The 15,115-nt window shown below is 55.6% G+C and carries 12 protein-coding genes, 2 pseudogenes and 1 riboswitch; of the genes and pseudogenes, 3 read left to right on the top strand and 11 right to left on the bottom strand.

Annotated features, from left to right (window positions below; all coding sequences use genetic code 11):
• Positions 1 to 33 precede the first annotated feature (33 nt).
• Positions 34 to 4,257 (top strand): DNA-directed RNA polymerase subunit beta', encoded by a 4,224-nt coding sequence (rpoC, locus tag AM410_RS05730; RefSeq protein WP_014168156.1) that lies wholly within the window; start codon positions 34 to 36, stop codon positions 4,255 to 4,257.
• Between the two features lie 59 nt (positions 4,258 to 4,316).
• On the opposite strand, the gene AM410_RS05725 is transcribed toward rpoC, so the two are convergent.
• The 10 genes from AM410_RS05725 to AM410_RS05680 form a co-directional block, all read right to left on the bottom strand.
• Positions 4,317 to 4,634, bottom strand: coding sequence for a PTS lactose/cellobiose transporter subunit IIA (locus AM410_RS05725; protein WP_014168157.1), 318 nt, complete (start codon positions 4,632 to 4,634; stop codon positions 4,317 to 4,319).
• A 3-nt stretch (positions 4,635 to 4,637) separates the two neighbouring features.
• Positions 4,638 to 4,943: a PTS sugar transporter subunit IIB gene (locus AM410_RS05720; RefSeq protein ID WP_014068453.1), complete on the bottom strand. Its 306-nt coding sequence runs from the start codon at positions 4,941 to 4,943 to the stop codon at positions 4,638 to 4,640.
• Between the two features lie 180 nt (positions 4,944 to 5,123).
• Entirely contained in the window at positions 5,124 to 6,665 is a 1,542-nt protein-coding gene (locus tag AM410_RS05715) for a sensor domain-containing diguanylate cyclase (protein WP_108647630.1), read from the bottom strand.
• A gap of 329 nt (positions 6,666 to 6,994) precedes the next feature.
• Positions 6,995 to 8,128 carry a 2-iminoacetate synthase ThiH gene (gene thiH, locus AM410_RS05710; RefSeq protein ID WP_108647628.1) on the bottom strand — a complete coding sequence of 378 codons (1,134 nt, stop codon included), beginning with the start codon at positions 8,126 to 8,128 and terminating at the stop codon, positions 6,995 to 6,997.
• A complete protein-coding gene (gene thiG, locus AM410_RS05705) occupies positions 8,125 to 8,895 on the bottom strand; it encodes a thiazole synthase (protein ID WP_049022680.1) in 771 nt (256 codons plus the stop codon). Before thiG ends, thiH begins: the two co-directional genes overlap by 4 nt.
• Before the next feature lies 1 nt (position 8,896).
• Positions 8,897 to 9,097, bottom strand: coding sequence for a sulfur carrier protein ThiS (thiS, locus tag AM410_RS05700; protein WP_014168161.1), 201 nt, complete (start codon positions 9,095 to 9,097; stop codon positions 8,897 to 8,899).
• Positions 9,081 to 9,836, bottom strand: a complete 756-nt coding sequence (locus AM410_RS05695) for a HesA/MoeB/ThiF family protein (protein WP_014168162.1) — start codon at positions 9,834 to 9,836, stop codon at positions 9,081 to 9,083. The genes thiS and AM410_RS05695 overlap by 17 nt, the downstream gene beginning before the upstream one ends.
• Positions 9,829 to 10,464, bottom strand: coding sequence for a thiamine phosphate synthase (gene thiE / locus AM410_RS05690; RefSeq protein WP_108647626.1), 636 nt, complete (start codon positions 10,462 to 10,464; stop codon positions 9,829 to 9,831). Before thiE ends, AM410_RS05695 begins: the two co-directional genes overlap by 8 nt.
• A complete protein-coding gene (gene thiC, locus AM410_RS05685; RefSeq protein ID WP_025206413.1) occupies positions 10,464 to 12,359 on the bottom strand; it encodes a phosphomethylpyrimidine synthase ThiC in 1,896 nt (631 codons plus the stop codon). Before thiC ends, thiE begins: the two co-directional genes overlap by 1 nt.
• Positions 12,360 to 12,437: 78 nt before the next feature.
• Positions 12,438 to 12,547: riboswitch (TPP riboswitch) on the bottom strand.
• 98 nt (positions 12,548 to 12,645) lie between these two features.
• Complete coding sequence (locus AM410_RS05680; RefSeq protein ID WP_014168165.1) at positions 12,646 to 13,143, bottom strand: Rsd/AlgQ family anti-sigma factor; 498 nt, start codon at positions 13,141 to 13,143, stop codon at positions 12,646 to 12,648.
• A gap of 95 nt (positions 13,144 to 13,238) precedes the next feature.
• Between AM410_RS05680 and nudC the strand changes: the two are divergent.
• A pseudogene (nudC, locus tag AM410_RS05675) lies at positions 13,239 to 13,991 on the top strand (NAD(+) diphosphatase); the annotation flags it as partial.
• Here the strand turns inward: nudC and AM410_RS24325 are convergent.
• Positions 13,960 to 14,049, bottom strand: a pseudogene (locus AM410_RS24325) (hypothetical protein); the annotation flags it as partial. The pseudogenes nudC and AM410_RS24325 overlap by 32 nt on opposite strands.
• A 1-nt stretch (position 14,050) precedes the next feature.
• Here AM410_RS24325 and hemE point away from each other — a divergent pair.
• Entirely contained in the window at positions 14,051 to 15,115 is a 1,065-nt protein-coding gene (gene hemE, locus AM410_RS05670; RefSeq protein ID WP_108647624.1) for a uroporphyrinogen decarboxylase, read from the top strand.

Raw genomic sequence — 15,115 nt, 5'->3', positions numbered from 1 at the left:
CCAGATTGTGCTAACTCCGACGGGAGCAAATCCGTGAAAGATTTATTAAAGTTTCTGAAAGCGCAGACTAAAACCGAAGAGTTTGATGCGATCAAAATTGCTCTGGCTTCGCCAGACATGATCCGTTCATGGTCTTTCGGTGAAGTTAAAAAGCCGGAAACCATCAACTACCGTACGTTCAAGCCTGAGCGTGACGGCCTTTTCTGTGCACGAATTTTCGGGCCAGTAAAAGACTACGAGTGCCTGTGCGGTAAGTACAAGCGCCTGAAACACCGTGGTGTGATCTGTGAGAAGTGCGGCGTTGAAGTGACCCAGACCAAAGTGCGCCGTGAGCGCATGGGCCACATCGAACTGGCATCTCCAACTGCGCACATCTGGTTCCTGAAATCTCTGCCGTCCCGTATCGGCCTGCTGCTGGATATGCCGCTGCGCGATATCGAACGTGTTCTGTACTTCGAATCTTATGTGGTTATCGAAGGCGGTATGACGAACCTGGAACGCCACCAGATTCTGACCGAAGAACAGTATCTGGACGCGCTGGAAGAGTTCGGTGACGAATTCGACGCCAAGATGGGTGCGGAAGCTATTCAGGCCCTGCTGAAAAGCATGGACCTGGAGCAAGAGTGCGAGCAGCTGCGTGAAGAGCTGAACGAAACCAACTCCGAAACCAAGCGTAAAAAGCTGACCAAGCGTATCAAACTGCTGGAAGCGTTCGTTCAGTCTGGTAACAAACCAGAGTGGATGATCCTGACCGTTCTGCCGGTTCTGCCGCCAGATCTGCGTCCGCTGGTTCCGCTGGATGGTGGTCGTTTCGCAACGTCGGATCTGAACGATCTGTATCGTCGCGTTATCAACCGTAACAACCGTCTGAAACGTCTGCTGGATCTGGCTGCGCCGGACATCATCGTACGTAACGAAAAACGTATGCTGCAGGAAGCGGTAGATGCCCTGTTGGATAACGGTCGTCGCGGTCGTGCGATCACCGGTTCTAACAAACGTCCTCTGAAATCTTTGGCCGATATGATCAAAGGTAAACAGGGTCGTTTCCGTCAGAACCTGCTCGGTAAGCGTGTTGACTACTCCGGTCGTTCTGTTATCACCGTAGGTCCATACCTGCGTCTGCATCAGTGCGGTCTGCCGAAGAAAATGGCACTGGAGCTGTTCAAACCGTTCATCTACGGCAAGCTGGAACTGCGTGGCCTGGCCACCACCATCAAAGCCGCTAAGAAAATGGTTGAGCGTGAAGAAGCTGTCGTTTGGGATATCCTGGACGAAGTTATCCGCGAACACCCGGTACTGCTGAACCGTGCACCAACACTGCACCGTCTGGGTATCCAGGCATTTGAACCGGTACTGATCGAAGGTAAAGCTATCCAGCTGCACCCGCTGGTTTGTGCGGCATATAACGCCGACTTCGATGGTGACCAGATGGCTGTTCACGTACCGCTGACGCTGGAAGCCCAGCTCGAAGCGCGTGCGCTGATGATGTCTACTAACAACATCCTGTCTCCAGCGAACGGTGAACCAATCATCGTTCCTTCTCAGGACGTTGTATTGGGTCTGTACTACATGACCCGCGACTGTGTTAACGCCAAAGGCGAAGGCATGGTGCTGACTGGCCCTAAAGAAGCTGAGCGTATCTATCGCGCTGGCCTGGCCTCTCTGCATGCGCGTGTCAAAGTGCGTATCACTGAATATGAAAAAGATGCTAACGGCGAATTCGTTGCGAAAACCAGCCTGAAAGACACGACCGTTGGCCGTGCCATTCTGTGGATGATCGTGCCGAAAGGTCTGCCTTTCTCCATCGTCAACCAGGCGCTGGGTAAGAAAGCGATCTCCAAAATGCTGAACACCTGTTACCGCATTCTGGGTCTGAAGCCGACGGTTATCTTCGCTGACCAGACAATGTACACCGGCTTTGCATATGCAGCGCGTTCAGGTGCATCTGTTGGTATCGATGACATGGTTATCCCAGAGAAGAAACACGAGATCATCTCTGAAGCGGAAGCCGAAGTTGCTGAGATCCAGGAGCAGTTCCAGTCTGGTCTGGTTACCGCGGGCGAACGCTATAACAAAGTTATCGATATCTGGGCTGCGGCGAACGATCGTGTATCCAAAGCGATGATGGATAACCTGCAAACCGAAACCGTGATTAACCGTGACGGCGTAGAAGAGCAGCAGGTTTCCTTCAACAGCATTTACATGATGGCCGACTCCGGTGCGCGTGGTTCTGCAGCACAGATTCGTCAGCTGGCAGGTATGCGTGGTCTGATGGCGAAGCCAGATGGCTCCATCATCGAAACGCCAATCACCGCGAACTTCCGTGAAGGTCTGAACGTACTCCAGTACTTCATCTCTACTCACGGTGCGCGTAAAGGTCTGGCGGATACCGCACTGAAAACAGCGAACTCCGGTTATCTGACGCGTCGTCTGGTTGACGTTGCGCAGGATCTGGTTGTGACCGAAGACGATTGTGGCACCCTCGAAGGTATCACCATGACCCCGGTTATCGAGGGTGGTGATGTTAAAGAGCCGCTGCGCGATCGCGTACTGGGTCGTGTAACCGCGGAAGACATTCTGAAGCCGGGTACCGCAGACATTCTGGTTCCACGCAACACGCTGCTGCACGAACAGTGGTGTGACCTGCTGGAAGCGAACTCTGTTGACTCTGTGAAAGTTCGTTCCGTTGTATCTTGTGACACCGATTTCGGTGTATGTGCGCACTGCTATGGTCGTGACCTGGCGCGTGGCCACATCATCAACAAAGGTGAAGCAATCGGTGTTATCGCGGCACAGTCCATCGGTGAACCGGGTACACAGCTGACGATGCGTACGTTCCACATCGGTGGTGCGGCATCTCGTGCGGCTGCTGAATCCAGCATCCAGGTGAAAAACAAAGGTAGCATCAAGCTCAGCAACGCGAAGTCTGTTGTTAACTCCGCAGGCAAGCTGGTTGTGACCTCTCGTAACACCGAGCTGAAGCTGATCGACGAATTCGGTCGTACCAAAGAGAGCTATAAAGTGCCTTACGGTGCTGTTATGGCGAAAGGTGATGGCGAGCAGGTTGCCGGCGGTGAAACCGTTGCAAACTGGGATCCACACACCATGCCGGTTATCACCGAAGTAAGTGGTTTCATCCGCTTCACTGACATGATCGACGGCCAGACCATTACTCGTCAGACCGACGAGCTGACCGGTCTGTCTTCTCTGGTCGTTCTGGACTCTGCTGAGCGTACTGCCGGTGGTAAAGATCTGCGTCCTGCACTGAAAATCGTTGATGCTCAGGGTAACGACGTTCTGATCCCTGGTACCGATATGCCTGCGCAGTACTTCCTGCCGGGTAAAGCGATTGTACAGCTGGAAGATGGCGTACAGATCAGTTCTGGTGACACCCTGGCGCGTATTCCTCAGGAATCCGGCGGTACCAAGGACATCACCGGTGGTCTGCCACGCGTTGCGGATCTGTTCGAAGCACGTCGTCCGAAAGAGCCTGCAATCCTGGCTGAAATCAGCGGTATCATCTCCTTCGGTAAAGAGACCAAAGGTAAACGCCGTCTGGTTATCACCCCAGTAGATGGCAGCGAGCCGTACGAAGAGATGATTCCTAAATGGCGTCAGCTCAACGTGTTCGAAGGTGAACGTGTAGAACGTGGTGACGTGGTTTCCGACGGTCCAGAAGCGCCGCACGACATCCTGCGTCTGCGTGGTGTGCATGCTGTTACTCGTTACATCGTTAACGAAGTACAGGACGTATACCGTCTGCAGGGCGTTAAGATTAACGATAAACACATCGAAGTTATCGTTCGTCAGATGCTGCGTAAAGCAACCATCGATAGCGCAGGCAGCTCTGAGTTCCTGGAAGGCGAGCAGGTTGAATACTCACGCGTCAAGATCGCTAACCGCGATCTGGAAGCGAACGGCAAAATCGCTGCGACCTTCTCGCGCGATCTGCTGGGTATCACCAAAGCGTCTCTGGCAACCGAGTCCTTCATCTCTGCAGCATCGTTCCAGGAGACCACGCGTGTCCTGACCGAAGCCGCTGTAGCAGGTAAGCGTGATGAACTGCGCGGTCTGAAAGAGAACGTTATCGTGGGTCGTCTGATCCCGGCTGGTACCGGTTATGCGTACCATCAGGATCGTATGCGTCGTCGTGCTGCAGGCGAACTGCCAGCTGCACCGCAGGTAACTGCTGAAGATGCATCCGCGAGCCTGGCAGAACTGCTGAACGCAGGTCTGGGTGGTTCTGACAACGAGTAATCGTTGATTCAGCAAATAAAAAACCCGCTTCGGCGGGTTTTTTTATGTCTGCATATTTTTCAGTTTATCAGCGGTAGCCGACGATACAGCTCAATCATATCGCCCGCCAGGTCCTGAATGACCATCGCGTTCATCAGGTGATCCTGAGAGTGGACGGTGATCAGGTTAACCGGCAGCTTTCCGGTCCCTTCATCAAGACCAATCAGCTGCGTCTGGATGGTGTGGGCATGTTTCACGTATTCACGCGACTCTTCCATCGCCTTTTCGGCTTCGTCAAAGTCACCTTTACGGGCCATCTGCAACGCCGTAAGGGCAGCACTGCGCGCTGCTCCCGCGTTGACCAGCAGTTCCATGATCGTTGTTTCTAAATCTTCCACGGGTCACTCCAGTAATTTAAGCGCTTTTTCCAGGACGACATCACCTTTCATCATGCCGTAATCCATCATGTCGATAACCGCGACCTTTTTACCCAGCGGATCGGCCTGCGCCTGAAGTTTAGCCTGCTCGTATTTAACCTGTGGCCCCAGCAATACGATGTCAGCCGTCGCGATATTATCTTTAAACTCCGCAACCGGAACGGCTTTAATGGTGACTTCAACCCCTTTTTTCTGCGCGGCGTCTTTCATACGTTGAACCAGCATGCTGGTTGACATTCCCGCTGCACAGCATAAAACGATGTTCTTCATAATCAGCCTCGATCTACATGTGTTTATTGATAATTATCCCGTGCAGACCGCTTCAACAACCGCTTTACCGCGATTGTGTGTCAGGCATCACAAAGAAATGGGTGATTTTCTGAAACCGGTTACAATTTTGCATGAAAGCGCACGCTGCCCGTCGAAACGGACAGCGTGGGAGGGAAGAAATTAACGGATGGAGGTCCGAAGGATACGGTTTTTACCCTGCTGTTTTGCGCTGTAAAGTGCGTTATCCACGCTCCCGACAAATTGCTCCAGCGGTTCGAAATGCCATTCCCCCAGGCCTGCACTGAACGTGACCTGTAGGTTTTCTTCCCGCCAGACGCGTTTTTCAATGGTGGTACGCCATGCTTCCAGCAACGAGATTGCATCAGCAATTTGCGTAGCCTGGAAGACCACCGCAAACTCTTCTCCACCATACCGGTACACCGAGATGTGGTGCGGTTGCATGATCTGGATCCCTTCACGCGCCACGTTACGCAGGACAATATCGCCGCTAAGGTGGCCCCAGGTATCGTTGATTGATTTGAAGTTATCGATGTCCACCAGCGCCAGTGCGAAAGGCTGTTGAGCCGCCATTAACTCTTCCACATCGGTATCGAACGCGCGGCGGTTTTTGCAGCCTGTTAGCGCATCGTGGGTTGCCTGGCGGACATATGCCATCTCACGCTCTTTATTCGACTGGATGGTATGACTCAGCATCGCTTCCAGACGCGGTGCCTGGCTGACGTCGCCAGTTTTGATGGCGTTGATAATATGCATCAGCACGGTACGCGAGGCATGGCGAAGGTACAAACCGAAGAGAATGATAATAATCGCCGCCAGTGCAAATCCCCAGCCAACGATAGTGGTTTCGTGGCGGGTAATATCCGTCAGGGTCGCGCCAGAGACCCGGTAGATGACAAACCAATCCGGGTTAGTGAAGGAGTAGTAGTAATACCAGGTTTTACTTTTCCGGTCGTATAAATGCCCCTCGCCGCTGGTCATTTTGTCCATCAGCGCTTCGCTCACGTATTTTTTGAACAGCGCGCCCGTGTCAGGATGAAGCACCACGGTTCCGTCGCGCTCGACGACGAAGAATTCCCCTTGTACAGGGGCCACCATCTGTCGAAGGGTATACCCCATCGACGCCAAATCAAGATGAAAGGCGAGGGTTCCCTTGAGTCTGCCTTCTGTTGAAATCAATGGCTTATAAAGCGTGACCGTTGGATGCCCGGTAAAGTAGTCCATATAAGGGTGGGTATAATGGCTGAAAATACTGGCTTCCGCGTAGGCGACAAACCACGGGCGAGTCCGCGGATCGGCGTTTTTACTCTTTTCCGTGGGAGGCGCTTCTGGAACGTGCAAATAATGCCCTTCCGTGTCGGCCAGCGAGATGGATGACACGGTCGGCATCAGGTTTTGCAAATGCATCAACATCTGCAACCCTTGCGTCGGGTTGATGTTCAGCGTCTCATTCAGTATTTCGTTGCGGGAAAAGTACATCGCAGAACGACCAAGAATATAGTCGTTTTCACGCAACATTGATTCGGTATAGTTAACCGCCAGATTATGCGTGAAATTACCATTAATTTTATGATAATCCTCAAGAAAATCCTTTCGTTGCGAAAGCGTAACCACGACAGCGATCAGTGCAAAACTGCACAGTATCCCCGCGAAGCTGGCCATTATTGGCCGGGTAAAAGAGAGTTTTTTGCTGTGAAGTGCCATGAGTTGTACATCATTCCTGAGGGTGAATGCTTTTCGTCTGCCGATATCCTCTCAGCATAGTCGCAGTCCTGCGGTTAGCTGTGAATTATACGGAACACGATTTCAGACGAGATGATTTATCTTAAGAATGGCTAAGAAATTACTCATAAAATCAGAAATTCAGTGTGCACGATAAGTCAGAGGCAGGGCGAAACGAGGAAGAAGCTTTTCGCCCTGGTCAGCGTCCGTTGCTGACCACATGACAATAAAAAACCGGACGATAGCTGACAATCATCCGGTTGTGACTCTCCGTGCCGCCTCGTTTTATTTCTGCGGAGTTGCAGTATGTTTCAGCGTAATTGCGAGGCTCTTCCCAGCCAGCGGTCCCAGTCTTTCCAGACCGGCTGCAGCCCCTGCGCGCTCAGGGCCGCGGCGACCGCTTCCGGACGTCGTCCATCATGCGGGGCAAACTGCTCCAGTTCAGGGTGATCATCGGCGTAACCGCCCGGCTGTGTTTTGGAAAATGCGCTCACGTTGTTTATCGCAAGCGGGATCACGCGGTCGCGGAACGCCGGTGATTCACGTGTTGAGAGCGATAATTCAACCTCCGGGGCAAGCAGGCGAAACGCGCAGATCGTTTGTACCAGCTGGCGCTCGTCCATGAGTGAGGCCGGTTCAATCCCGCCAGCACACGGGCGCAGCCGGGGGAAGGAGATGGAGTAGCGGCTCTGCCAGTAGTGCTGCTGAAGCCACAACAGATGTTCCGCCACCATATAGCAATCCACGCGCCAGCTATCGGAAAGCCCAATCAGCGCACCAAGGCCAATTTTGTCGATCCCGGCACGTCCGAGCCTGTCCGGCGTTTCAAGGCGGAAGAAGAAGTCCTGTTTCTTGCCCTTCAGGTGATGCCGTGCGTAGGTCGCTTCGTGGTACGTTTCCTGATAGACCATCACTCCATCCAGTCCGAGCGTTTTGAGCTCCGCATACTCATCCTGCGACAGGGGCTGCACTTCCATTTGCAACGAGGCGAACTGACGACGAATGGCAGGAAGGTGCTGGCGGAAGTAGTCCATCCCGACTTTGCCCTGGTGTTCACCGGTGACCAGCAGGAGATGCTCGAAGCCCATTTCCCGGATGGCCGCACACTCGCGCGCGATCTCCTCCTCATCAAGCGTCTTACGCTTAATGCGGTTGCTCATGGAGAAGCCGCAGTAGGTACAGTCATTGGCGCACAGGTTTGAGAGATAGAGCGGGACGTAAAAGCTTACCGTGTTGCCAAAGCGCTGTCGGGTGAGACGCTGGGCGCGCTGGGCCATCGGCTCCAGATAAGCGCTGGCCGCAGGGGAGAGCAGGGCCATTAAATCGTCGCGGGTCAGATGGCGTGCATTCAGTGCGCGCTCGACGTCGACCGGCGTTTTGCTGTTGATGCGCAGGGCAATGTCGTCCCAGTTAAGCTGCCGCCAGCGGTCGGTAAAGGTGGTCATGAGATTGCCTCCAGAAAACCGGTCAGCGGGCTGGTGGCCTGCGCCTGAAAACTGCGTGAGCCAGGGCCTGATTGCCGTGCCAGCAGGCCAGCCTCCACCGCCATGCGAAACGCGCGCGCCATCATGACCGGATCGTCGGCAACCGCGATGGCCGTGTTCACCAACACCGCATCCGCCCCCATCTCCAGCGCCTGCGCGGCATGGCTTGGTACGCCAATACCCGCATCCACCACCACCGGAACGGTGGCCTGCTCAATGATGATCTCCAGCATCGCCCGGGTTTCCAGCCCCTGGTTGGAGCCAATAGGTGCGCCCAGCGGCATAACGGCGGCGCAGCCAACGTCTTCCAGACGTTTGCAGAGTACCGGATCGGCACCGCAGTAAGGCAGAACGATGAACCCTTGTTGTACCAGCTTTTCTGCCGCTTTCAGCGTCTCGATCGGGTCGGGCAACAGCCAGCGAGCATCCGGGTGAATTTCCAGCTTCAGCCAGCGTGTGCCGAGCGCTTCACGCGCCAGTTGGGCGGCGAAAATGGCCTCTTCGGCCGTTTTCGCGCCGGAAGTATTTGGCAGTAGCGTGACGCCAGTTTCCAGTAAAGGCGCCAGAATGGCATCACTGTGATGGCGCAGATCCACGCGTTTTAACGCCAGCGTGACCAGCTGGCTGCCGCTTTCACGGATGGCATCGACCATCAGCTGGGGTGATGCGAATTTCCCGGTTCCGGTAAACAGATGTGAATCAAAGACTTTATCGGCAATACGTAACATCTCAGCCCCCTGCAATAACCTGAAACAGCAGGATCTGGTCGCCTTCACTGACCTGCTGATGTTCCCACTGCTCGCGCGGCAGGATCTGTTGATTGAGCGCCAGCGCCGTTCCCGGCTTGAGCTGGCGCAGTTTATCGAGCAGCACGGCAACGGTGAGCCCGTCCTCGCATTTCATCGGCTCATCGTTAAACAGAATGCGCATTGCCGCCTCCACATACCGGGCAGTGGCTGGCGCGGTGTAACGCCAGATGACGCCAGCCGCTGGAGCGGGCGTCAAATAACCGCAACGTGTTGCGCTCGGTCTCCATACCGCTGAGCAGCTTGATGGCCTCGAGCGCCTGCAGGGTACCCATCACCCCCACAACCGGGCCAAGAATGCCCGCGGTGCGACAGTTACGCTCTGGCTCAGCATCGTCTGGCCACAGACAGCGATAGCAGCCCTGCGCCCACGGCGGTGTCAGGACCATCATCTGCCCGCCGAATCCCACCGCGCTGGCGGTGATAAGCGGCGTATTTTTTGCGACACAGGCGGCGTTGATCGCCTGGCGGGTTGCCATATTGTCGGTGCAGTCCAGCACCACGTCGGCCAGGGCGACTTCTCGGAGCAGATTGTCGCCGCTGAGCCGCTCCTGACACGCAATGAGCTCAATATCCGGGTTCAGCTGGTTCAGGCGCTGGCGGGTAATGTGTACTTTGGGCTGGTTGATATCCTCGGTGGTAAAGAGGATTTGACGCTGCAGGTTGCTAAGATGCACCTCGTCGTCATCGGCCAGTACCAGCGTGCCCACGCCTGCACCGGCCAGATAGAGCGCGGCAGGCGCGCCTAATCCGCCCAGCCCGACAATCAAAACCCGGCTGGCGAGCAGCTTTTGCTGCCCGTCGATGGCGATATCCTCCAGCAGGAGCTGGCGGCTATAGCGCATAAAGTCACGATCATTCATCGCCTGCTCCTGCCAGTTGTAAGAGCTGCCGGGTGGCGGCCTGCCAGTCTGCGGCCTGAGTGATGGCACTGACGACGGCGATACTGCCGACACCGGTATCCAGCACGGCCGAAGCGCGTTCAAGGCTAATCCCGCCGATGGCCACGGTCGGGTACTGCGCAAGACGCTTCACGTGAGCCGCCAGCTGTGCCAGCCCTTGTGGCGCGGAGGGCATCTGTTTAGTTTGCGTCGGGAAGACGTGTCCAAGCGCAATGTACGAAGGGCGAGCCGCCAGCGCCACGTCAATCTCCATATCGTCATGGGTCGAGACACCCAGGCGCAAACCGGCTTCCCGGATGGCATTCAGGTCTGTGGTCTCCAGGTCCTCCTGACCCAGATGCACGCCGTAGGCCTGGTGCTTTATCGCCAGTCGCCAGTAGTCGTTGATAAACAGGCGGGCGTTATACCGACGCCCCAGCGTGATGGCGGCGGCGACATCGTTCTCCACCTCCTCATCGCGTTTATCTTTGATGCGTAGCTGCAGCGTGCGTACACCTGCCTCCAGCAGGCGGGCAATCCACTCCACGCTGTCCACCACCGGGTAGAGCCCCAAACGAAAGGGCACGGGTGGGAAATCGGGCTGGTACATTACGCCTCCTCTTTTTTGAGGTAGATTTCGCCGCCTTTCGCGCGGAAGGTTTCTGACATATCCGCCATGCCCACTTCAATGGTTTGCGCGGCGGCGTAGTCACGCACCTCCTGGCTGATCTTCATCGAGCAGAATTTTGGCCCACACATGGAGCAGAAATGGGCCACTTTGCCGGACTCCTGCGGCAGGGTTTCGTCGTGATAGGCGCGGGCGGTAAACGGGTCGAGCGCGAGGTTAAACTGATCTTCCCAGCGGAATTCAAAGCGGGCCTTCGACATCGCGTTATCGCGAATTTGCGCGCCTGGATGGCCTTTCGCCAGGTCCGCAGCATGGGCGGCAATTTTGTAGGTGATAAGCCCCTGCTTCACGTCCTCTTTGTTGGGCAGACCGAGGTGCTCTTTTGGCGTCACATAGCAGAGCATGGCGCAACCGAACCAGCCGATCATTGCCGCACCAATTCCGGAGGTGAAGTGGTCGTAACCCGGGGCAATATCGGTGGTCAACGGCCCCAGGGTATAGAATGGTGCTTCATGGCAGTGCTCCAGCTCTTCCGTCATATTGCGGCGGATCATCTGCATGGGGACATGGCCCGGGCCTTCAATCATCACCTGCACGTCATACTCCCAGGCGATTTTGGTCAGCTCGCCCAGCGTGTGCAGCTCGGCAAACTGCGCTTCGTCATTGGCATCACGAATGGAACCAGGGCGCAGGCCGTCGCCCAGCGACAGCGAGACGTCGTAAGCGGCACAGATTTCGCAGATCTCGCGGAAGTGTTCGTAGAGGAAGTTTTCCTGATGATGAGACAGACACCACTTCGCCATGATTGAGCCCCCGCGCGAGACAATGCCGGTCAGACGCTTCGCGGTCATCGGCACGTAGCGCAGCAGCACCCCCGCGTGGATGGTGAAGTAGTCTACACCCTGTTCAGCCTGCTCCAGCAGCGTGTCGCGGAACGCTTCCCAGGTGAGGTTTTCAGCGATACCGTTCACTTTCTCCAGCGCCTGATAGACCGGCACCGTTCCGATAGGCACCGGGCTGTTACGCAGGATCCACTCGCGGGTTTCGTGGATATAACGCCCGGTGGAGAGATCCATTACCGTGTCCGCACCCCAGCGCGTTGACCAGACCAGCTTCTCGACCTCTTCTTCGATGGAGGAGGTGACCGCGGAGTTACCGATATTAGCGTTGACCTTCACCAGGAAGTTGCGGCCGATAATCATCGGTTCGGATTCCGGGTGATTGATGTTGGCGGGGATAATCGCGCGGCCAGCGGCCACTTCATCGCGCACAAACTCCGGGGTGATGTTTTCCGGCAGGCGGGCACCGAAACCTTCGCCCGGATGCTGGTGGCGCAGCACTTCGCTACGGATGCGCTCACGGCCCATGTTTTCACGGATGGCGATAAACTCCATCTCCGGGGTGACGATCCCCTGACGCGCATAGTGCAGCTGGGTAACGCATTTGCCCGCTTTCGCACGTTTCGGCGTCAGCAGGCCCGCGAAGCGCAGTTCGTCCAGGCCGTCGTCGGCCAGACGCTCTTTGGTGTAGGCAGAGCTGCGAACCGTCAGTTCTTCGCAGTCGTTACGCGCGTCAATCCAGCGCTGGCGCAGTTTTGCCAGACCCTGCTGCACGTTAATGGCCACATCAGGATCGCCGTACGGGCCAGACGTGTCATACACCGGCACGGCTTCGTTGTCTTCATACTGCGGGTTTTCTTTGCTGCCGCCAAGAAGCGTCGGGCTAAGCTGGATTTCGCGCATCGGAACGCGGATATCCGCCTGAGAGCCGGTGATGTAAATACGCTTAGAGTTCGGGAAAGCGGTGCCTTCCAGGGTGTCGATGAAGTGTTGGGCTTGTGCGCGCTGTTCGCGGCGGGTCAGTTTAGTAGTAGACATAGCTCATTCCAAAAGTGAAGGACATGGCTTGTCAGACGACGGATGAAGCAAGAGGAGATCGCCCGGGGGCGATACTACAGCAGTTTTACTCTTGTTCCCTTCGCAGGTATTAGCCTGATCAGGTTCCGCGGATCCCGAATTAACGGTCTCAGCCCGTGCTTTCACACTGGGCACTCCGACAAGAAATTTACACGCCATCGTTCACGCTATCGCATGAATGATTTCGTGTAATACCCCCTCCTGAGAGGGGCGAATGTTTGTAAACTACTCGTTAACGATTAAGAACTCAAGCAGGCCGCGCGATGTTATCTTCGTTGCTGGCCTTAGAATCGTTATCCAGTACGAGGGCGATCAGCTTATCCTCCAGCGAGAATCGCTCTTCCAGCGCTTCGCCGAGATCGGACAGCGCCTGTTGAAACTCAAGGTAGTTGTCGTGATCGATGGCGTTCTCGAGGGTGGAATCGTAGTAATTCATGATCTGCTGGGTATTGGCTTCCAGCAGCGGGTAGAGTTTGGATGCCGTTAAATACGGGCTAGTGCCTTCCATTTCGCGGATAATGCGTTCATAAATATTGAAATGGCCGTCGGACAGGTAGTCGACCAGGCTCTGACAAAAATCATCCAGCGCTTTTTCATTCAGCCGCATAAACGATTCTTTGCCAGGCTTAATACCGACCAGATTGTAATAAGCCACGAGTAGATGCTTGCGCACATGTAGCCAGCGATCCACCAGTTTGTTACTTCCTCTAACGCGCTCAGTCAGGCTTTCTAGCTGGTTTAACATGTTCGACTCCGCAAGGTTTAGAATTGATTCTGCTTATCCAAAATGTAACCACAATGCTAACAACATGTCAGTGAAGCGAAGGTAGTGCAATAGATATGGATCGTATTATTGAAAAATCAGATCTGGGTTGGTGGATTGTCAGTCACGAACAAAAATTATGGCTGCCCGGTGGGGAAATACCCTATGGCACTGCCGATCGTTTCGATCTCGTTGGTCAGCCTGCGCTGAAGATCGGCGAGTGGCAAGGGGAGCCGGTGTGGTTGATCCAGCAGCCTCGCCGCCAGGACATGGGATCCGTTCGTCAGGTGCTGGATCTCGATGTGGGCCTGTTCCAGCTGGCAGGCCGTGGCGTGCAGCTGGCCGAGTTTTACCGATCGCATAAATACTGCGGCTACTGCGGGCATACCATGCACCCGAGCAAAACCGAGTGGGCCATGCTCTGCAGCCACTGCCGTGAACGCTATTATCCGCAGATTGCGCCGTGCATTATCGTCGCTATCCGGCGTGACGATTCCATCCTGCTGGCGCAACATACCCGCCATCGCAACGGCATTCATACAGTTCTTGCCGGGTTCGTTGAAGTGGGCGAAACGCTGGAGCAGGCGGTGGCGCGTGAAGTGATGGAAGAGAGCGGGATCCGGGTGAAGAACCTGCGTTACGTAACGTCTCAGCCGTGGCCGTTCCCGCAGTCGCTGATGACGGCGTTTATGGCCGAATACGATAGCGGTGAGATTGTTATCGACCAGAAAGAGCTGCTGGACGCGAACTGGTACCGTTATGACGATTTGCCACTGTTACCCCCGCCGGGAACGGTAGCCCGTCGGCTGATAGAAGATACCGTGGCAATGTGTCGGGCCGAGTATGAGTAGTGTTACACTCACGGACTGACGCAATAAGGAACTGCAAAATGACCGAACTGAAGAACGATCGTTATCTGCGTGCGCTGCTGCGCCAGCCCGTTGATGTCACCCCGGTGTGGATGATGCGCCAGGCGGGGCGCTATCTGCCAGAGTACAAAGCCACGCGTGCGCAGGCGGGTGATTTTATGTCGCTGTGCAAAAATGCCGAGCTGGCCTGCGAAGTGACGCTCCAGCCGCTGCGACGCTACCCGCTGGATGCCGCTATTCTCTTTTCGGACATTCTGACCATTCCGGATGCCATGGGCCTTGGGCTCTATTTCGAAACCGGTGAAGGTCCGCGTTTCACCTCCCCGATCAAAAGCAAAGCCGACGTTGATAAGCTGCCGGTACCGGATCCTGAGCAGGAGCTGGGGTATGTGATGAACGCCGTGCGCACAATTCGCCGTGAACTGAAAGGCGAAGTGCCGCTGATTGGCTTCTCAGGCAGCCCGTGGACGCTGGCGACCTATATGGTAGAAGGTGGCAGCAGCAAAGCCTTTACCGTCATTAAAAAGATGATGTACGCGGAGCCACAGGTGCTGCATACGCTGCTCGACAAGCTGGCGAAGAGCGTCACACTCTATCTTAACGCGCAGATTAAAGCAGGCGCGCAGTCGGTGATGATTTTCGATACCTGGGGCGGCGTGCTGACCGGGCGCGATTACCAGCAGTTCTCGCTGTATTACATGCATAAAATCGTCGATGGCCTGCTGCGTGAAAACGAAGGTCGCCGGGTGCCGGTGACGCTGTTCACCAAAGGCGGCGGGCAGTGGCTGGAAGCCATGGCCGCAACCGGCTGTGACGCGCTGGGTCTCGACTGGACAACCGATATTGCCGATGCGCGCCGTCGCGTGGGTGACAAAGTGGCGCTGCAGGGCAACATGGACCCGTCTATGCTCTATGCTCAGCCTGCCCGTATTGAGGAAGAGGTGGCCTCCATTCTTGCTGGTTTCGGCCAGGGCGAAGGACACGTGTTCAACCTCGGGCACGGTATTCATCAGGATGTACCGCCAGAACATGCTGGCGCGTTTGTGGAGGCGGTGCACCGACTTTCTGCACATTATCATCAGTAA

Source organism: Enterobacter cloacae complex sp. FDA-CDC-AR_0164 (genome assembly GCF_003071645.1).
GTDB classification, from domain to species: domain Bacteria; phylum Pseudomonadota; class Gammaproteobacteria; order Enterobacterales; family Enterobacteriaceae; genus Enterobacter; species Enterobacter ludwigii.
The sequence above is the reverse complement of the archived record's forward strand: the minus strand, read 5'-3'. Positions and strand labels throughout refer to the sequence as shown.

Coding starts and splice junctions, on each gene's coding strand:
- AM410_RS05720 (WP_014068453.1), bottom strand. CDS start 4,943: ATGAAGAACATCGTTTTATGCTGTGCAGCGGGAATGTCAACCAGCATG.
- AM410_RS05715 (WP_108647630.1), bottom strand. CDS start 6,665: ATGGCACTTCACAGCAAAAAACTCTCTTTTACCCGGCCAATAATGGCC.
- thiH (WP_108647628.1), bottom strand. CDS start 8,128: ATGACCACCTTTACCGACCGCTGGCGGCAGCTTAACTGGGACGACATT.
- thiG (WP_049022680.1), bottom strand. CDS start 8,895: ATGTTACGTATTGCCGATAAAGTCTTTGATTCACATCTGTTTACCGGA.
- thiS (WP_014168161.1), bottom strand. CDS start 9,097: ATGCGCATTCTGTTTAACGATGAGCCGATGAAATGCGAGGACGGGCTC.
- AM410_RS05695 (WP_014168162.1), bottom strand. CDS start 9,836: ATGAATGATCGTGACTTTATGCGCTATAGCCGCCAGCTCCTGCTGGAG.
- thiE (WP_108647626.1), bottom strand. CDS start 10,464: ATGTACCAGCCCGATTTCCCACCCGTGCCCTTTCGTTTGGGGCTCTAC.
- thiC (WP_025206413.1), bottom strand. CDS start 12,359: ATGTCTACTACTAAACTGACCCGCCGCGAACAGCGCGCACAAGCCCAA.
- AM410_RS05680 (WP_014168165.1), bottom strand. CDS start 13,143: ATGTTAAACCAGCTAGAAAGCCTGACTGAGCGCGTTAGAGGAAGTAAC.
- hemE (WP_108647624.1), top strand. CDS start 14,051: ATGACCGAACTGAAGAACGATCGTTATCTGCGTGCGCTGCTGCGCCAG.